General features: G+C 71.1%; 13 protein-coding genes. 7 read left to right on the top strand and 6 right to left on the bottom strand.

Annotated features, from left to right (window positions below; translation table 11 throughout):
* The first annotated feature begins 149 nt into the window (after positions 1-149).
* Positions 150-3,548 carry an endo-alpha-N-acetylgalactosaminidase family protein gene (locus OG276_RS00690; RefSeq protein WP_266901587.1) on the top strand — a complete coding sequence of 1,133 codons (3,399 nt, stop codon included), beginning with the start codon at positions 150-152 and terminating at the stop codon, positions 3,546-3,548.
* 62 nt (positions 3,549-3,610) lie between these two features.
* On the opposite strand, the gene OG276_RS00685 is transcribed toward OG276_RS00690, so the two are convergent.
* A complete protein-coding gene (locus OG276_RS00685) occupies positions 3,611-6,520 on the bottom strand; it encodes a collagenase (RefSeq protein WP_266901585.1) in 2,910 nt (969 codons plus the stop codon).
* Positions 6,521-6,820: 300 nt separating this feature from the next.
* Here OG276_RS00685 and OG276_RS00680 point away from each other — a divergent pair, with 300 nt between their 5' ends.
* Positions 6,821-8,032, top strand: a complete 1,212-nt coding sequence (locus tag OG276_RS00680) for a serine hydrolase (protein ID WP_266901583.1) — start codon at positions 6,821-6,823, stop codon at positions 8,030-8,032.
* Positions 8,033-8,110: 78 nt separating this feature from the next.
* Positions 8,111-8,977, top strand: coding sequence for an alpha/beta fold hydrolase (locus tag OG276_RS00675; RefSeq protein ID WP_266901581.1), 867 nt, complete (start codon positions 8,111-8,113; stop codon positions 8,975-8,977).
* Positions 8,978-9,000: 23 nt separating this feature from the next.
* On the opposite strand, the gene OG276_RS00670 is transcribed toward OG276_RS00675, so the two are convergent.
* Complete coding sequence (locus OG276_RS00670) at positions 9,001-9,654, bottom strand: TOPRIM nucleotidyl transferase/hydrolase domain-containing protein (RefSeq protein ID WP_266901579.1); 654 nt, start codon at positions 9,652-9,654, stop codon at positions 9,001-9,003.
* Between the two features lie 277 nt (positions 9,655-9,931).
* Between OG276_RS00670 and OG276_RS00665 the strand changes: the two genes are divergently transcribed.
* From OG276_RS00665 to OG276_RS00650, 3 genes are read left to right on the top strand one after another with little or no spacing between them, the layout of a single operon-like run.
* Complete coding sequence (locus tag OG276_RS00665; protein WP_266901577.1) at positions 9,932-11,608, top strand: FAD-dependent oxidoreductase; 1,677 nt, start codon at positions 9,932-9,934, stop codon at positions 11,606-11,608.
* Positions 11,605-13,131, top strand: a complete 1,527-nt coding sequence (locus tag OG276_RS40750; RefSeq protein ID WP_323182300.1) for an ATP-binding protein — start codon at positions 11,605-11,607, stop codon at positions 13,129-13,131. The genes OG276_RS00665 and OG276_RS40750 overlap by 4 nt, the downstream gene beginning before the upstream one ends.
* The gene (locus OG276_RS00650; protein ID WP_266901576.1) at positions 13,128-13,481 is read left to right on the top strand and encodes a UBP-type zinc finger domain-containing protein; all 354 of its coding nucleotides are present in this window, start codon (positions 13,128-13,130) and stop codon (positions 13,479-13,481) included. Before OG276_RS40750 ends, OG276_RS00650 begins: the two co-directional genes overlap by 4 nt.
* A gap of 20 nt (positions 13,482-13,501) precedes the next feature.
* Here OG276_RS00650 and cynS read toward each other — a convergent pair whose 3' ends face one another.
* Positions 13,502-13,972, bottom strand: a complete 471-nt coding sequence (gene cynS, locus OG276_RS00645) for a cyanase (protein WP_266901575.1) — start codon at positions 13,970-13,972, stop codon at positions 13,502-13,504.
* A 106-nt stretch (positions 13,973-14,078) separates the two neighbouring features.
* Positions 14,079-14,678 carry a carbonic anhydrase gene (locus tag OG276_RS00640; protein WP_266901573.1) on the bottom strand — a complete coding sequence of 200 codons (600 nt, stop codon included), beginning with the start codon at positions 14,676-14,678 and terminating at the stop codon, positions 14,079-14,081.
* 123 nt (positions 14,679-14,801) lie between these two features.
* On the opposite strand from OG276_RS00640, the gene cynR reads away from it, so the two are divergent.
* Positions 14,802-15,710, top strand: coding sequence for a transcriptional regulator CynR (gene cynR / locus OG276_RS00635; protein WP_266901571.1), 909 nt, complete (start codon positions 14,802-14,804; stop codon positions 15,708-15,710).
* On the opposite strand, the gene OG276_RS00630 is transcribed toward cynR, so the two are convergent.
* Together OG276_RS00630 and OG276_RS00625 are read right to left on the bottom strand one after the other, a co-directional pair.
* Positions 15,695-16,639 carry an AraC family transcriptional regulator gene (locus OG276_RS00630; RefSeq protein ID WP_266901570.1) on the bottom strand — a complete coding sequence of 315 codons (945 nt, stop codon included), beginning with the start codon at positions 16,637-16,639 and terminating at the stop codon, positions 15,695-15,697. The two genes, cynR and OG276_RS00630, sit on opposite strands and share 16 nt — an antisense overlap.
* A 487-nt stretch (positions 16,640-17,126) precedes the next feature.
* Entirely contained in the window at positions 17,127-18,008 is an 882-nt protein-coding gene (locus OG276_RS00625) for an ABC transporter substrate-binding protein (protein WP_266912437.1), read from the bottom strand.
* Positions 18,009-18,110 lie beyond the last annotated feature (102 nt).

The following is an 18,110-nucleotide window of genomic DNA, read 5'->3' as shown; positions in this document are numbered from 1 at the left end:
CCGGGGGCCCGTAAGCCCACGCGCAAGGCGCCGTACCGACCGCACAGAACCCCGTGCCGACCCGCGCGAGACCTCCGTACCGACCCCCGCAAGGCCCCGTACCGAACCCCCGCAAGGAACCCGTACCGGACCCACCACCAGGGAGTCCCATGAGACCGCTCCGCCCCACGTCCCTCCTCTGCGCCGCCGCCCTGGGCCTCGGCACCACGCTGGTGGCCGCCGCGGTGCCGGCCACCGCCGCCGGGACCGTCACCATCGCCTCACCCGCCCTCGCCGTGCAGGTCGACACGGCCTTCCCCCGGGTCGTCCAGTACACCGACCAGGCCACCGGCGCCGTCCTCTACGGCAACGAGGACCCCCTCACCCAGGTGAACCTCAACGGCTCCGCGCAGACCCCGGCCGTGACCAGCGCCGTCTCGGCCGACCACGTCGACTACACGCTGGCCTTCACCAACGGGGACACGGTCAAGGCCACCCTGTCCGTCAGCGGCAGCACCCTCACCTTCGCCGTCACCTCGATCGCGGACAGCGCCGTACCCATCACCTCGCTGTCGATCCCGCAGCACAACCTGGTGTCGGTGCGCAGCGCCCAGCCCGGCGCCGCCGTCGAGACCACCCGCATGAACACCAACACCACCGGCACCGGCGACACCTTCACCACCCTCACCTCGGGCACGACGGCGGACGGCTCCCCGCAGGGGGCCATGTACGCGATCCTCAACACCGGTTCACTCGCCGCGTCGATCGCCACGAACTCCTCCTACGACAACCCGTCCGGCCAGAACGCGGCGGACAGCGGACGGATCCAGAAGCAGACCGTGGCCAAGTCCGGCTACCGCAGGGCCGGTCTGTGGAGCGGCGACTGGCTGCACCGGGCCGCCGGCGCGCCGGGCACCGAACCGCTGCCCTACGCCAAGGTGGTGGTGACCGGGGACCGCAACGCCGACTCCACCGTGGACTGGCAGGACGGAGCCATCGCCTTCCGCTCGATCATGACCAGCCCCCAGGGCTGGCAGGACACCGCCCGCCGAGTGGTGCAGCGCATCCCGTACAACTTCGCCTCCCAGGCCACGCACCCCTTCCTCCAGACCCTGGACGAGACCAAGCGTGTGGCCCGGGCCACCGACGGGCTCGGCCAGTTCGTCCTGCTCAAGGGCTACGGTTCCGAGGGCCACGACTCGGCCCACCCCGACTACGGGCTGGTCGGCACCCGGCAGGGCGGCGCCACCGACCTGAACACCCTCGTCGCGGCGGGCGCCGGCTACAACGCCGACATCGGCGTGCACATCAACGACACCGAGGCCTACCCGGTCGCCCGCACCTTCGACCCGACGCTCCTCAACAACGGCGGCGCCGACAAGGGATGGGACTACCTCGACCAGTCCTACCACCTCAACTACCGGCTGGACGGCACCAGCGGCAAACGCCTGGCCCGCCTGCAGGAACTCAAGGCGGTGGCACCGGACTTGAAGTTCCTCTACGTGGACACCTGGTACGGAGACGGCTACACCTCCCAGGCGCTGGCCCGCGAGATCAACGGCCTCGGCTACCAGCTCACCACCGAGTTCCCCGACAAGTTCGAGGACCAGTCCCTCTGGTCCCACTGGGCCAACGACCTCAACTACGGCGGCAGCAACTACAAGGGGGTCAACTCCCAGGTGGTGCGCTTCATCCGCAACCAGCAGCGTGACGACTGGATCGCCGGACACCCGCTGCTCGGCGGCGGCACCCTGACCGCCTACGAGGGCTGGCAGGGCACCAAGGACTTCGCGAACTTCATCAACACCACCTTCACCACCAACCTGCCCACCAAGTACCTCCAGGGCTTCACCATCCGCAAGTGGGCCGCGAACCGCATCGACTTCGACGGCGGAGTCAGCGCCACCCTGAGCGGCAACACCCGCACCATCAGCAAGGACGGCCATCCCGTCCTGATCGGCGACACCTACCTGCTCCCCTGGAACCAGAGCGGAGAGTCCAAGCTCTACCACTGGAGCGGCGCGGGCGGCACCTCCACCTGGAACGTGCCCGCCTCCTGGGCCCAGAACGGCACGGCAAAGCTGTACAAGCTCACCGACCAGGGCCGCGTCCTGGTCTCGGACCTCCCGGTGACCGGCGGCAAGGTCACCGTCACCGCCGCGGCGAAGACCCCCTACGTGGTCTACCCGTCCGCGGCGCCCGCCCAGGCGGACGCCGGATTCGGCGAGGGAGGCCCCGTCCGCGACCCGGGCTTCACCTCCGGAAACCTGTCGAAGTGGACGGTCGCCGGGGCCGCGTCCGTCACACGCAACGCGGTGGGCCAGTCGCAGCTGACCGTCGGGCAGGGCGCCACCTCCGTGTCGCAGCAGCTCACCGGCCTCGCGCCGGGCACCTACGCGGCGAGCGTGTACGTCTCCACCGCCACCGGACGCAGGGCCACCCTGGCCGTGACCCCGGCGGGAGGCACCGAGCAGAGTGCCTACGCCACGAGTTCCCCGTACACGAACAACGTCGGTGCGGACGAGAAGAACGGCAGCACCATGCAGCGGATGCGGGTGCTGTTCGACGTCCCGGCGGGGCAGTCCACCGCCACCCTGGCCCTGCGCGCCGACGCGGCGGCGGGAACGGCCGCTTTCGACGACGTGCGCGTGGTGCGCACGGCCCGCAGTCCGCAGGGCGGCCACACCTTCGCGGAGGACTTCGAGAACGTCGACTCCGGCTGGTACCCCTTCGTCGTGGGCTCGGCGGGCGGCAGTACGGCCGACCCGCGCACCCACCTGGCACAGCTCAACGCCCCGTACACGCAGGCCGGTTGGAACGGCAAGCTGATCGACGACGTGCTCGCCGGCGGCAACTCCCTGAAATCCCACGAGGAACGGCCCGGGCTGCTCTACCAGACCATCCCGCAGACCCTGCGCTTCGAGCCCGGCCACCAGTACAAGGTGACCTTCAAGTACCAGCAGTCGGTGGCCGGGGACTACGCCTTCACCCTGGGCGCCGGCACGGGGCAGGTCTCCTCCGACACGCTGCCGCAGGCCCGCACCACGAACACCTTCACCAAGACCTTCACGGCCGGGGTGGACGCCTGGATCGGCATGCGCAAGCTCACGGCCGAGACCTCCAACGCCGACCGGGACCTGGTCCTCGACGACCTCACCGTCGACGACCTGGGTGCCACGACCTCGTCCAACCTGGCCCTGAACAGGCCGACGACGGCCTCCTCCGTCCAGTCCGCGGACTACCCGGCGACGGCCGCCACCGACGGCAGCGCCACCAGCCGCTGGTCCTCGGCCTTCGCCGACCCGCAGTGGATCCAGGTCGACCTGGGGTCCGTGAAGAACGTGAACCGGGTGGTCCTGGGCTGGGAGGTCGCCCACGGCCGCGCGTACAAGGTCCAGCTGTCGGACGACGGCACCACCTGGAGGGACGTGTACTCCACCACCACGAGCGACGGGGGTACGGACGACCTGACCGGACTCAATGGCAGCGGACGCCACCTCCGGGTGACCGGCACCCAGCGGGCCACCGGCTACGGCTATTCGCTGTGGGAGGTCGAGGCCTACTCCTGACGGCGTACGGAACCGGCCCCCGCCCCTCCTCGGAGGGGCGGGGGCCGGTGTGCCGTGCGGGCTCAGAAGCGGCTGGAGACGGTGGCTCCGGCGAAGTCCTGGGCGGCGTGCAGGCTGACGTAGAGGTAGCCGGCCGGCGGGTTGTTGATGGTGAGGGACTCGGTGTTGCCGCTCTGGGCCGAGCGGGCGGTGTAGTTGCTCGTGGTGGCCCAGGTGGTGGGGCTGTAGTAGAGGTCGGCGTTGCCGGTGCCGCCGGAGACGGTGATCTTGAGGGAGGCCGTGCCGGCGGGGACGTGCACGTAGAAGTAGCGGTGGTTCCCGGCGGTCGCGGAGACGTTGGAGCGGCTGCAGTCGGCGCCCAGTACTCGGACGTCGGTGCCCGGGCACTCCACCTGGGCCGTCCCGAACCGGGTCGAGACGGTGACGCCCGCGAAGCCCTGGACGGCATGCAGGCTGATGTAGACGCGGCCGGCCGCGGGGTTGTTGACGGTGAGGGACTCGGTGTTGCCGGCCTGGGCCGAGCGGGCGGTGTAGTTGCTGGTGGTGGCCCAGCCCGTGGGGCTGTAGTAGAGGTCGGCGTTGCCGGTGCCGCCCGAGACGGAGATCTTGAGGGATCCGGTGCCGGCCGGGACGTCCAGGTAGAAGTACCCGTAGTTGCCGGTCGTGGCGGAGACGTTGGAGCGGCGGCAGTCGTCACCCAGCACCCGGACGTCGGGGCTGGTGCATTCGCCGGGCCCGGCGCTGCCGACGGTGACCGCCTTGGAGGTGGTGGCGCTGGCGCCCTTGTTGTCGGTGACGGTGAGCTTGACCGCGTACGTACCGGCCGTGGTGTAGGTCTTGGCCGGGTTGGCGGAGGTGGAGGTGGTGCCGTCACCGAAGTCCCAGGCGCGGGAGGCGATGGTGCCGTCCGCGTCCGTGGAGGTGTCGGTGAAGGTGACCGCGAGGGCGTTCACGGCGGCGGTGAACCCGGCCACCGGGGCCTGGTTGACCGGCGGGGTGGTGGGGCCGCCGCAGTCTCCGGCCGCGCACTTGACCAGCCAGGCGGCGAAGTCCGCGTCGTAGCGGGTGCCGATGGTGGAGGTGAGCAGGGTGCGGGCGGCCGCCCAGTTGCCGGTGCGGTAGTGGCCGAGGAGCGTCGCCACGTCCTGCGGGTGCGACTGGACCAGGTAGCGCACCGCCAGGTAGCCCCACTGGTAGACGCGGGTGGAGTCGGAGTTGTCGTAGGTGGTGTCGAACAGCGTGCTGAGCTTGTAGGAGTTCTTGCCCGCCTCGGTGACGGCACGGTCGTAGGTGACGCCCCGGTAGGAGTACGAGATGTACTCGGCCAGGCCCTCGACCCACATCACGGTCGGGGTGGTCATCCCCGCGTCGAAGTCGCCGTACATGTCGAAGCGGCCGTCGAGGTAGTGGGTGTACTCGTGGTTGAGGTTCCAGATCTGGAACTCCGGCCGGACCCACTCCGCCTCGTAGGCGATGAAGCGCGGCTGGTTCCCGGTGACCGAGGGGTCGCCCTCCAGGTACATGCCGCCGTTGTCGGTGCTGATCCCGAAGATGACACCGGCGTAGGACTGGTAGTCGGCGCTGGAGTCGAAGGCCACCACTTCGAGCGCGGTGTTCTTGTCGTTCGCGACCGGGCCGCCGTCCTTGACCACGTTGTGGAAGAAGGCGTCCTGGTTGGCCAGGCTGGTGCAGCTCGCGCCGAGCTCGGCGGCGGTCATCTGCTGCGCGACGATCCGCAGGCTCGGGCTACAGGTGTGGTTGACCGTCAGGACGGCCGCACGCACCCGCGCCGGCAGGTCGCAGGTCCCGTAGAAGGAGCAGTTGGCCGCGTCGTACGAGGCGGTCATCTCGGCGAGCGGCACCCAGAGGGAGGAGGTGCGTCCGGTGATCGAGGTGCGGTCCAGCAGCTGCTTGACGAGCGGCCGTACGGTCGCCTGGAGCGCCGAGTGCTGGAGGAAACGGCCCAGCTCCCGGCCGGCGTTGGCCGGCAGGTAGCTCTTGTCCGTGCCCAGCAGGGCGTCGTGCGTGACGGCGAAGTCGCGCAGCACCGTGAGGATGCTGGGGTCGGCCTGGACGGCGGGCAGGAACTCGGCGGTCTGGTGGCCGCGGAACAGCACGGTGTAGGCGTTGTTGACCGCCGCGACCATCGAATAGGAGCTGTTGTAGGAGGAGTTGTAGCCGGTCAGCATCCGCTTGGCCACGCCGAGGTAGCGGGCGTTCTCCTGGGCGCTGTCGATCAGGATGACCGACTCGGCCAGGGTCGCGCCGTTGGCTTCGGTCACGTCGGCCGCGCGCGGAGCGGCGAAGAAGGTGTCCAGGGCGCCCCGGATCGAGCTCTTGAGGGCCGGCCCGTAGGTGCCGACGGTGGACTCGTTGTACCACTGCACGTAGTACCCGGCACGCAGGAAGAGTACGAGCTGCCCGGTCTTGGTGCTGTTGTCGCCCGGGTAGGTGGCGGAGGCGGTGCGCAGGGCATCGGCCACCGAGACCATCTGCGCCTCGCGGAAGGCGGCCTGCGCGTCGTTGCCCTTGAGCAGGAACAGCGAGTTCACGCAGTCCATCTCGGAGGCCTTGATCTGGCTGACCAGCGCGGCTCCGGTCTTCGAGGTGAAGTCCGCGACGTTGCAGGCCGCGGCGAGGGCCTCGGCGGAGGCAGCGGCGCCGGGCGCCAGCATCGCCTTGGACGACCGCTGTTCGGTGCGCGCGGCCTCCTTCGTGGACCGGAGCGGGGCGCGCTCGGACAGGTCCGCGTCCGGACGTGCGGCGTGCTCGGCCCGGAGCGCGGCCGCCGTGGCGGCCGGGGTCGAGGGCTGCGGGGCGGCGCCGGACTTGAAGGCCGGAGCGGGCGAGGCGGGCTTCGGTTCGCGCGCGAGGGCCTGGCCGGCGGGGGCGAGCATCGTCAGGCCCAGACTGCAGGCCAGAGCGGCTATGAGGGGCCGGGCACGGCCCTTCGTGGTGGGGGAACTACGCATGGGGGGTGGGCCTCCGAGCCGGTCTGCGGCCGCGCTGGCAACGCGGCGAATGTGGAAAGCGGACCGTGACGTCGACGGGAGTTGGTGGGGATTTCAGCTCTGTCGTGTACACGGCTATGCAGTGTGCGATGTAACATGGCACACATCACATGGCTCTGGAAGTCCCCGCGGGGCGGTTCTCTCCATCTGAACGGCCGTCAGGTGTGGATGCGGGGGAGGATCTGTCCGGTTCCTCTGAGGTCGTCCCGGTTCCCCCCGCCACCACATGCGCCGCGCGCGGGGCCCGCCCATACTGGATCCGTGAGGCGTACTCGTACGGTCTTGCTGTGCATCGCCGGTCTGATGGGCGCGGCCCTTCCGGCGGGGACGGCCGCTGGCGTGGAGCCGGCCGCCCCGGCTCCGGGGGCATGCGTGAACTCACCCGGCACCGCCCAGGGCGACGCGCTCAAGGTCCGCACCATCGCGCAGCAGGCCCAGCGGGAGTTCGGCCTGAACTCGGTGGTGCTGCGCGTGTCCTCCGACGGCCGCGAGGTGCTCACCACGGCCCTCGGGGATTCGATGACGGGAGTCCCGGCCGAGCCGGCGATGAAGTTCCGTACGGGGTCCGTGGCCATCGTCTACATGGGCGCCGTCCTGCTCCAACTCGTGGACGAGGGCAAAGCCTCGCTCGACGACCCCGTGTCCCGCTGGCTCCCGGACGTGCCGCACGGATCGGAGATCACCCTGCGCATGCTGGGCAGTTCCACGTCCGGCCTGCACGACTACGTCACCGACCCGGCGTTCCTCGCGGAGTTGGAGGCCAAACCGTTCCGCGCGTGGACGTCGGCCGAGGTCATCGGCATCGCGACGGACAAGCCGCTGCTCTACAAGCCGGGCACCAACTGGAGCTACTCGCACGCCAACTTCAACCTGCTCGGCGAGGCACTGGAGAAGATCAGCGGCCTCCCGCTGGACCGGTTGCTGAAGGAGCGCGTGTACGGACCGCTCGGGCTGAGCGGGACCAGCAACCAGGCCACCCCACAGATCCCGGAACCGGTCCTGCACGCCTTCACCTCAGAGCGCGGCACCTACGAGGAATCCACCTTCTGGAACCCCTCGTGGACCACCACTCCCGGTGCGGTCCTCGTCCAGAACATCTGTGACCTGGACCGGTCCGCGCGAGCCGTCGGGACCGGGGAGCTGCTGTCGGCGAAGTCCTTCAAGACCCAGCTCGACCCGGGCACCATCGGCCTCGGCCACCCGACGGCCTCCTGCCCGGACACCGTCTGCCTCCTGACCAACACGGAGGCCCACCACTTCGGCCTCGGCGTGATCGTCGTCAACGGCTGGATCCTGACGAACCCGTCCTTCTCCGGCTACGCCGCCATCCAGGCCTACTTGCCCGCGGAGAAGCTCGCCATCTCCGTCACCGTGACCCAGGGCCCCAAGAGTCCCGAGGGCAACTCGGCCCAGACCATAGCCGAACGCATCTCCGCGGCCCTCGCCCCCGGACACGAGCTCAAGATGCGCTGACCTCCGGTGACTTGGGCAGACATGGCGTGCGGCCGGGTCCCGGGGCGCCCGCCGGTGCTCCCTCTGTACGATCCCGCCATGATCGCCTCCATGCCAGAGCCGCTGATACGAATCCTGTACGACGAGTCCCGCCCGGACCTGCGGGATCCGGCCCGTGCCCGGCCGGTCCGCCTGTACGTGTGGGAGCAGAGCGCTGCCGGGCACGCACCCGCCCCGCTCGTCTTCGTCTCGCACGGCACAGGAGGCTCGGGCGGCGAGATGGAGTGGCTGGTACGCCCGCTCCATGCGGCGGGCTTCCGGGTGGTGGCCCTCGACCACCACGGCAACAACTTCGTCGACGGCTACGAGCCGGAGGGCTTCCTCCACGTCTGGGAACGCCCCCGGGACATCACCTTCGTCCTCGACGCGCTCGCCCGGGAAGAGCCCCTCGGTCCGGTCGGCGTGGCGGGCTTCTCCATCGGCGGCTACACGGCCGCGGCGCTCGCCGGAGCCCGCGTCGACCCGGGCATCCTGCGGGCCGTGTTCACGGGCGCGGCACCCCTGCCGGCGATCCCCGAGTTCCCCGGCGTACTGGAGGCGCTGCGCGCGAAGTACGCGAACGACGAGGCTCCGGAACGCACGCTGGAACCCGGCGGGCGCGACCTCTCCGATCCCCGGGTACGGGCGGTCTTCCTGGTGGCGCCGGGGGTCGGCGGGATGGTCACCCGGGAGAGCCTGGAGGCCGTACGGCTACCGGTCGCCATCCGCTGGGGCGGAGCGGACACGATCACCCCGTACGACATCGACACCAGGCCGTACCTGGAGCACATCCCCACCGCGACCGGCCGCCCGATCGGTCCCGCGGTCCGGCACGACGACTTCATCGCCCCGGAGCCCGCCGACCCGACCGCCCGAGTACGGGCCGGCAAGGACGCGGCGGCCTTCTTCCTGGAACAGCTGGGCTGACCCCGCGTGCGGGCGGCGGCGGGTCACAGGCTCGCGAGCAGCTCTTCGAGGGGCGCCGGTACGCGGTCCTCGTCGAGCGCCTCGACGAGGACGCGGCCGTAGCGGATCTTGCGTCCCTTCTTCGTGCCGAGGAATCGCCGCACCTGCTGCTGCGCCGTGCGGCCCTGCTGCGCGGGCTGGCGCAGGAAGGTCCGCAGGGCGCGGTGGTCCCCCTCCTCCCGGACGAGCTCCTCCACCCTGGGCACGCCCAGTGCGCGGATGAGCTCGTCCTCCAGATCCGCCGCGCAGACGAAGAACCCCTGGGGCTCGGCGCCGGCCCGCTCCCAGCCGCGCACGTAGAAGTCGCGCTCCCTCTCGTCGCACAGTCCCGTCAGGCGCAGGCCCAGACCCTGCGGTCCGAGGAACCCGGCGAACCGCGCGACGCTCATCGCGCCGCCCATGGGCAGGACACAGACCCCCTCGGCGGCCAGGTTCCGGCCCCGCATCGAGGCCAGGGCATCGACGGCTTCGGCGTCGCTCGCCCCTTCGAGCAGCACGACGGTCCGTACGGGCAGCCGCGCGGCCAGCTCGCGCGCCGTGTCCGCCGCCTCCCCTGCGTACCCCACGTCACCGAGCCCACCGGCGTCACCGGCCGCCCACGCGGTCACCGCATCCCCGAACGCCGCCATGTCTTCCATGGGGCGAGTCTGATCCACTGCCCGCCGCGGCGGTACGGAATTTCCGCCGGTGCGGGCGCCCGCTCGCCGGGACCGCCCGGCCCCGTACCGGATCCGCCCCGCACTGCCCGCCCGGCGCAGGCCGTCCTCCTCGCACCGCGCCAACCCGGCCCAGACCCTCCGGGCCCGCTCCGCCCGTCCGCGCGGACCCGGACGATCGACCCTAGGATGGACGGGAACCGGGTGCGGGCGGCTCGCCGCGATGCCGCCAGTCCAGGCCGCTCGGGGCGGGAGAGCCATGACAGAGGTCGCCGACACGGCACGGACCGTGATCCTGACCGTGGACGACGACCCGGGAGTGTCCCGGGCCATCGCCCGAGACCTGCGGCGGCGCTACGGCTCCGGTTACCGGATCGTGCGGGCCGAATCCGGCGAGTCCGCGCTGGAGGCACTGCGCGAGCTGAAGCTCCGCGGCGACCTGGTGGCGGTGATCCTCGCCGACTACCGCATGCCGCAGATGAACGGCATCGAGTTCCTCGAAGAAGCCATCACCGTGTACCCGGGCGCGCGCCGCGTCCTGCTGACCGCCTACGCCGACACCAACGCGGCGATCGACGCGATCAACGTCGTCGACCTGGACCACTACCTCCTCAAACCGTGGGACCCGCCCGAGGAGAAGCTCTACCCGGTCGTGGACGACCTCCTCACCGCCTGGCGCACCGGCGACCACCGGCCCGTGCCCGCCACCAAGGTGATCGGACACCGCTGGTCGGCCCCCTCGTCGGCCGTCCGGGAGTTCCTGGCCCGCAACCAGGTCCCGTACCGCTGGTACTCCTGCGAGGAGCCGGAGGGGCGACGGCTCCTGCGGGCGGCCGGGGCCGACGGACAGCGACTGCCCGTGGTGATCACCCCCGGCGGCACCGTACTGATCGAGCCGGACGCACCCGACCTCGCCGCCCACGTGGGCCTCGCGACCACACCGACGGCCGACTTCTACGACCTCGTCGTGATCGGCGGCGGCCCCGCCGGTCTCGGCTCCGCGCTGTACGGGGCCTCCGAGGGGCTGCGCACCGTACTGGTCGAGCGGTCCGCGACCGGCGGACAGGCCGGGCAGAGCTCCCGCATCGAGAACTACCTCGGCTTCCCGGACGGCGTGTCCGGATCCCAGCTCACCGAACGCGCCCGCCGCCAGGCCGGCCGCTTCGGCGCCGAGATCCTCACCGCACGCGAGGTCACCGGACTGGAGGTCAACGGCGCGGCCCGCCTCGTCCGCTTCTCCGACGGCTCGGCGATCGGCGCGCGGAGCATCATCCTGGCCACCGGCGTCACCTACCGCCAGCTCGGGGCGTCGGGCTGCGACGGCCTCACCGGCCGCGGCGTGTACTACGGCTCCTCGCTCACCGAGGCCTCCTCCTGCCTGGAACAGGACGTGTACGTGGTCGGCGGCGCCAACTCGGCCGGGCAAGCCGCCATGTACCTCGCCCGGGGCGCGAAATCGGTGACGCTCCTGGTGCGCGGGCAGTCCCTGGCCGCGTCCATGTCGTACTACCTGATCCAGCAGATCGAGGAGATGCCCAACATCACGGTGCGCACCCGCACCACCGTCGAATCGGCGCACGGCGACGGCCACCTGGAGCAGCTCACCCTGCGCGACGTGGACACCGGCGCGACCGAACTCGTCGACACCCAGTGGATGTTCGTGTTCATCGGCGCGGCCCCGCTCACCGACTGGCTGGACGGTACGGTGCTGCGCGACGACCACGGCTTCATCCTGGCCGGGCCGGACCTCACCCCGGACGGGCGCCCCCCGGCCGAATGGGAGCTGGACCGCCCGCCCTACCACCTGGAGACCAGCGTGCCCGGCGTGTTCGTGGCGGGCGACGCGCGCGCCCGGTCCGCGAAGCGGGTCGCATCAGCCGTCGGAGAGGGAGCCATGGCCGTGATGCTCGTCCACCGGTACCTGGAGGAGTCGTGAGCGGGCAGGCGATGCCCTGCTCCCCGCAGGAGATCGGCTCGCTCTTCCTCTTCGAGAAGCTCACCCCGGAGCAGCTCGGGCGGCTCTGCGCCGAGGGCCGCGTGGAGCGGTTCGACACCGGCCCCGTGTACACCGAGGGCGATCCCGCCACCTGCTTCTACGTGATGATCGAGGGCACCGTCGTCCTGTCCCGCAGGGTCGGCGGCGACGAGGTGGAGGTCGGCCGGACCTCGCAGCGCGGGGTGTACGCGGGCGCCATGCAGGCCTACCTGGGCGACCGCGTCCAGCAGACCTACAACAACTCGATGCGGGTGACCGAGCCGACGAGGTTCTTCGTCCTGCCCGCGCAGTCCTTCTCGGACGTCATGCGGGAATGGTTCCCGATGGCCGCGCACCTGCTGGAGGGCCTCTTCTTCGGCGCCAGGAGCACCCAGCAGGTCATCGGCCAGCGCGAACGGCTTCTCGCGCTGGGCTCCTTGTCCGCGGGCCTCACCCACGAGCTCAACAACCCGGCCGCGGCGGCCGTCCGGGCCACGGCCACCCTGCGCGAACGCGTGGGCAAGATGCGGCACAAACTGGCCCACATCTCCCAGGGGAACTACCCCCGCGAGGCGATCGCCGAACTCATCGAGATCCAGGAACGCACCGTCGAACGCGTCGCCAAGGCGCCCGCGTTGAGCCCCCTCGAAGCCTCCGACCGGGAGGACGAGATCGCCGACTGGCTGGAGGACCACGGCTTCCCCGAGGGCTGGCGGGTCGCTCCGGTCTTCGTCCAGGCCGGCCTGGACACCGACTGGCTGGAGCAGGTCGCGTCGAGCGTCGCCGAGGACCTCCTGCCGTCGGCCATCGGCTGGCTCAACTACACGGTCGAGACCGAGCTGTTGATGGACGAGATCGACGACTCCACCACCCGCATCTCCCACCTCGTGGACGCCGCCAAGCAGTACTCGCAGCTCGACCGGGCCCCGCACCGGGTCGTCGACGTCCACGAACTCCTCGACAGCACCCTGCTGATGCTCTCCGGCAAGATCGGCCCCCGCATCCGGGTGGTCAAGGAGTACGACCGCTCCGTCCCGGACGTGCCGGCCTACCCCGCGGAACTCAACCAGGTGTGGACCAACCTCATCGACAACGCCGTGTTCGCCATAAGCAGCACCGACCGCGAGGGCACGCTGACCGTCCACACGGCCCGGACGGGCGACCGGCTGCTCGTGGAGTTCCGCGACACCGGGCCCGGCATCCCGTCCGAGATCCGCAGCCGCATCTTCGACCCCTTCTTCACCACCAAACCCGTCGGCGAGGGCACCGGTCTCGGTCTGGACATCTCCTGGCGGATCGTGGTCAACAAGCACCACGGCAGCCTCCAGGTCGAGTCGGTCCCGGGGGACACCCGCTTCCAGGTGCTGCTGCCGCTGACCGCCGCGGAACCTGATGCCGATGCCGATGCCGATGCCGATGCCGATGCCGATGCCGTTACCGAGACCGAGACCGAGACCGAGACCGAGACCGAGGAGCCCGTATGACCGCCATCGACGGAGTCGACCCGAGCGTCCCGCCCTCCGGTAGCGGCTGCGCCGATTGCGATGCGGTCGGCGGCTGGTGGTTCCACCTGCGGCGCTGCGCCCAGTGCGGCCACATCGGCTGCTGCGACTCCTCGCCCGCCCAGCACGCCACCGGGCACTGGAAATCCACCGGGCACCCGGTGGTACAGAGCTACGAACCGGGCGAGGACTGGTTCTGGGACTTCGCGGCCGACGAGCTGTACGAGACCGGCCCCGAGCTGACCCCACCGTCCGGCCACCCGTCCGACCAACCGGCCCCGGGCCCGTCGGGCCGGGTGCCCGAGGACTGGACCCGCCGGCTGCACCGCTGATCCCGGCTGCCCGGAGCGGATCAGAAGGGCTTCGTCGGCAGGTACTTGCCGTCCAGGGTGATGACCGCACGCTCGCCGCCGTCGGGGTCCGCGACCTTCCTCACGTCGAGCTTGAAGTTGATCGCGGAGACGATGCCGTCGCCGAGCTGCTCGTGGACCAGTGCCTTCAGCGTGGTCCCGTAGACCTGGAGCATCTCGTAGAAGCGGTAGATCGTCGGGTCGGTGGGGACGCCGCCGGGGACCGAGCCGCGGCTCGGGATGGTCTGCAGCAGCCGCGCGTCGTCGGCGTCCAGGCCCAGGAGGGCGGCCACGGCCTCGGCCGAGGCCCGGGGCAGCGGGTGCTGGCCGAGGACGGCCGCGGTGACGAAGGCGACCGACAGGCCCGCGGCGTCCGCGATCCGCTGCCAGGTCAGGTCCTCGCGGATCTTGGCGTCCACGGCCTTGACGGCCAGGGCCTGACGGGCGGTGTTGTCGAACTGGGCGTGCACCATGAGAGGGCTTCCTTTCGGTGAGCCGCTCACCCGGGGTGGGGGAGAGCGGCGGATGGCGCGGATGGGGTGCGGGAATGCGGGTCGGGGACCCGAGGGGTGGCGGTGGTCAGACCGCGGGGGAGACCGGGCGCGGGGCGTCGAGCTCCTCGACACCCCCGGCCCCGATGTCGTAGACCCAGCCGCGCAGGGTCACCGACCCCGCGGCCAGGGCGCGGGCCACCGACGGGTGGGTCGCGAGGTTCGCCAACTGCGCGCGGACGTTCTCCCGTACCAGGGCATCGACCCTGCGCCCGTCCTGCCCGGCGCCGGTACGGGCGAGCGAGGCGTCGGCGTGGCGCAGCCAGCCGGCGACCGCCGGGGCGGCGCTGAGGTCGTGCCGCTCGGCCAGGGCCGTCATCGCGCCGCAAGCGGAATGCCCGCACACCACGATGTCGCTCACGCCCAGGACCGCGACGGCGTACTCGATGCTGGCGGCCACCCCGTCCGTGCCGGGGGTGTGGGCGGGCACGAGGTTGCCGGCGGTACGGATGACGAACAGCTCGCCCGGCTCGCTCTGGGTGATCAGCTCCGGCACCACCCGGGCGTCGGAGCAGCTGATGAACAGGGTGCGCGGGCGGTGCTGCGTCGCCAGCAGGGCGAAGAGCTCCGCCTTGGCCGGGTAGACCTCCCGCCGGAACTGCGCGACGCCCTCGATGAGGTCGTGCATGGTCACTCCCTTCGATCACTGCCGACCCGTGGGGCCGACGAGATCCACCATGCACGACCTGCACCTATAGCGTCCAAGACGCATTACCCATGTCACTCATAGATGGGATCTATACTCGACTCCATGGCCCTGGAACTCCGTCACCTGCGCTACCTGCTCGCCGTCGCCGAACACGCCAGCTTCACCCGCGCCGCCGAAGAACTGCGCATCTCCCAGCCGACCCTGTCCCAGCAGATCAAGCAGCTCGAAGGCACCGTCGGCGTCCAGCTCCTGGACCGCACCGGCCGCGGCGGAGTCCGCCTCACCGATGCCGGCGAAACCTACGTCCACCACGCCCGCCGGGCCCTGCGCGACCTCGCCGCCGCCGAACGCGCCGTCCACGACGTCGCCGACCTTTCGCGCGGCCACCTCCGGCTGGCCGTGACACCGACGTTCACCGCCTACCTGGTCGGGCCGCTGGCCGCGGAGTTCCATGCCCGCCACCCCGGCATCACCCTGGACGTCAAGGACATGGCCCAGGACCGCATCGAAGCCGGCCTGCTCGCCGACGAACTCGACCTGGGGATCGCCTTCGACGGCCCGCACCTGCCCGGCATCACCGCGACCCCGCTGTACGCCGAGACCCTCAGCCTCGTCACCGCCGCCCACCCGACTGCCGATGGTCCGCAACAACCCCTGAGCGTAAGAGACATGGCGAACCGTCAACTAGCTCTGCTCAGTGGCGATTTCGCCACCAGGGGTCATATCGACGCCTACCTGGCCGGCCACCGGGTGCGACCGCGCATCGCGGTGGAGGCCAATTCGGTCCAGACCCTCACCGAGATCGTCCGGCGCACCGACCTTGCGACCGTCCTGCCCGACGCGGTCACGGAGGACCACCCCCACCTCGTCCCCGTCCCCCTCGAACCGGCCCTGCCCACCCGCACGGTCGCCCTCCTCGGGCGCGACAACGCCTACCGCAGCGCCGCCGCGGGCGCCTTCACCCGGCTCGCCCACGACCACGCCCGGTCCCGCGGTTACGCCCCGGCCTGATCGTGCTCGCCGCGTCCGGCGCGGCGCAGGGCGGCGGGTGTGGTGCCGTACCAGCGCTTGACGGCCCGGCGCAGAGCACGGGCGTCGGCGTAGCCGCTCCGGGCCGCGATCGAGTCGACGCTGAGGTCGGTGTCGTGGAGCAGCCGGGCGATGTGGTCCCGGCGCACGGACTCGACCTCCTCGCTCCACGTCGTGCCGTGTTCTTCGAGCCGGCGCTGGAGGGTCCGCGCGCTGATGGTCATGCGCCGCGCCACCGAGGACAGCGTCGGCGCACCCTCGTCGTGGGCGGAGGCGAGGGCGGTACGGAACAGATCCAGCCAGTCGTGCAGCGGGATCGTGCTGGCGAGGGCCTGCTCGGCGTGCCGGCGGAGCACGGCCGACAGCCCGGGCTGGGCGTACGGCGCGGGGGCGCTCAGGTCGGCGGCGAGGAAGGTGATCGAACTGGCCGGGGCCTCGAACTCGATGTTCCGGGTGCCGTAGAGCTCGATCAGGGCGTCGTGGCGCGGCGGCGCCTTGGCGGCCAGGGTGGCGTGCAGGGGAACGAGGCACCGCCCCGCGGCCTCGCCGAGCCGGCGCCGGTACAGACCGAGGGCGTAGCCGCGGATGCCGCAGGCCGCCTCGTGGGCTATGTCGGCCCGATTGACGTGGCTGATGGTGACGCGTTCGCCGTCCTCGGTGATCCGCATGCCGTCCGTCAGGGGGTCGGCGACGGAGTCGAAGTGGGCCGCGGCGTCCCGGATCCCTTCGAGCGGAGTGGGCGCGGAGGTGATCAGGTAGTCCCAGACCCCGAGGGCGCCCACGCTCGACTCCCGCGCCAGCAGCACGGACATCTCGGTCCAGGGGGCGTGGACCGTCGTGAGCTCCGCGATCCGGATGGCCGTCGCCGCGGGAGTGCGGAACAGGTCGTCGTTGAGGTGCTGGGGCGCCATGCCCGGCAAGTGGGCGTACCCGTGAGGGCCTATGCCGACCAGCCGCGCGACGTTGACGCTGAGACGGGCGAGGGCGGAGGAGGTTGTCCCCTGAAGTGCGTGCGAGACCACAGCGGCAGAGCATAGTCCAGGGTGAATTACCAGGTCACCGCGGGGGTTAGGGGCCTGCGGTCCCCAACATGGCGTGCAGTGTCCCCCGTGGCGCGGCCGGTCCCCTTGCTGGCGCGTGCGGCCCTGGGGAGGTGAACTGCCGGGCCGTAGTGTGGCGATCGTTCCCGCACGGTACGGAGTCGCACGGACCGCACGGACGGAGCGGAGTCCCCCCACGGGGGTGGGGGGCTCGCGGTCCCGCCGCACGCGGCCGGCTCCGGGGCCCCGCGCCCGGGGCGCGGGGCAACGCCACCGGATGCCGGGGGAATCGAGGTGTTCGCGGTGGTCCCGTCCGACGGGACGGCGATCGCCGCCGCCGGGGAGGGCGCGGGGTCGGTCACTCCACCCAGGGCTTCCACACGTTCTCGTTGCGCTCCACCCACTTCTTCGCCGCCTGCTGCGGCGACAGCTTCTCCTCGGCGATCATCAGGGACACCTCGTTCTGCTGCGCCTTGGTCCAGTGGAACTTCTTCAGAAGGTCGGCCGCCTTTCCGCCCGACTCCGCGAAGCGCGTGTTCAGGTACTTCTGCAGCGGTGTGTTCGGGTAGGCGCAGGCCACCTTCTGCGGATCGTCCGCGCAGCCCTCGGTGTACTCGGGGAGCTTCACCTCGGTCATCGGGACACGCTCGAAGAGCCACTGCGGCTCGTACCAGTACGTCAGGAAGGGCTTGTGCTCCTTGGCGAACTGCTTGATCTGGGTGATCTGGGCCGCCTCGGAGCCGGCGAAGACGACTTCGAAGTCCAGGCCCAGGTTCTTCACCAGTGCCTTGTCGTTCGTGACGTAGGACGGGGAGCCGTCCATCAGCTGGCCCTTGCCACGGCTCTCGGGGGTGCGCAGCTGGTCGGCGTACTTGTCGAGGTTCTTCCAGTCGGTGACGTCGGGATGGGCCTCGGCGAAGTACGTGGGGACGAACCAGCCGATGTGGCCCGTCACGCCGAGGTCCCCGCCGGGGGTGATGGTCTTCTTGCCCTCTACGTACCGCTTCTCCTGCTCGGGGTGGCCCCAGTCCTCCAGGATCGCGTCGACGCGGCCCTGGCTGAGGGCGTCCCAGGCGGGGACTTCGTCGACCTGGACGGTGTCCACGCGGTAGCCCAGCTCGTGTTCGAGGAGGTAGGAGGCGACGGCGGTGTTCGCCTGGGCGCCGACCCACGACTGGACGGAGAGGGTGACGGTCTTCGCGCCCTGTGCGGCGGCGTACGGGGATGACTGGCGGGTCATGTCGGCGGCCCCGCAGCCGGTGAGGACGGCGAGTCCGGTCGCGGCGGCCAGGACGGCCGCGCCGCGTCGGCCGCGCAGGGTGCGCCGGGGGGTTGTGTCGCG

It is taken from the genome of Streptomyces sp. NBC_00086 (genome assembly GCF_026343255.1).
Lineage (GTDB): Bacteria > Actinomycetota > Actinomycetes > Streptomycetales > Streptomycetaceae > Streptomyces.
Note: the sequence above shows the minus strand (reverse complement) of the source record. Positions and strands in the feature narration are given on the sequence as shown.

Coding starts and splice junctions, on each gene's coding strand:
- OG276_RS00690 (WP_266901587.1), top strand. CDS start 150: ATGAGACCGCTCCGCCCCACGTCCCTCCTCTGCGCCGCCGCCCTGGGC.
- OG276_RS00685 (WP_266901585.1), bottom strand. CDS start 6,520: ATGCGTAGTTCCCCCACCACGAAGGGCCGTGCCCGGCCCCTCATAGCC.
- OG276_RS00675 (WP_266901581.1), top strand. CDS start 8,111: ATGATCGCCTCCATGCCAGAGCCGCTGATACGAATCCTGTACGACGAG.
- OG276_RS00670 (WP_266901579.1), bottom strand. CDS start 9,654: ATGGAAGACATGGCGGCGTTCGGGGATGCGGTGACCGCGTGGGCGGCC.
- OG276_RS00665 (WP_266901577.1), top strand. CDS start 9,932: ATGACAGAGGTCGCCGACACGGCACGGACCGTGATCCTGACCGTGGAC.
- OG276_RS00650 (WP_266901576.1), top strand. CDS start 13,128: ATGACCGCCATCGACGGAGTCGACCCGAGCGTCCCGCCCTCCGGTAGC.
- cynS (WP_266901575.1), bottom strand. CDS start 13,972: ATGGTGCACGCCCAGTTCGACAACACCGCCCGTCAGGCCCTGGCCGTC.
- OG276_RS00640 (WP_266901573.1), bottom strand. CDS start 14,678: ATGCACGACCTCATCGAGGGCGTCGCGCAGTTCCGGCGGGAGGTCTAC.
- cynR (WP_266901571.1), top strand. CDS start 14,802: ATGGCCCTGGAACTCCGTCACCTGCGCTACCTGCTCGCCGTCGCCGAA.
- OG276_RS00630 (WP_266901570.1), bottom strand. CDS start 16,639: ATGGCGCCCCAGCACCTCAACGACGACCTGTTCCGCACTCCCGCGGCG.
- OG276_RS00625 (WP_266912437.1), bottom strand. CDS start 18,008: ATGACCCGCCAGTCATCCCCGTACGCCGCCGCACAGGGCGCGAAGACC.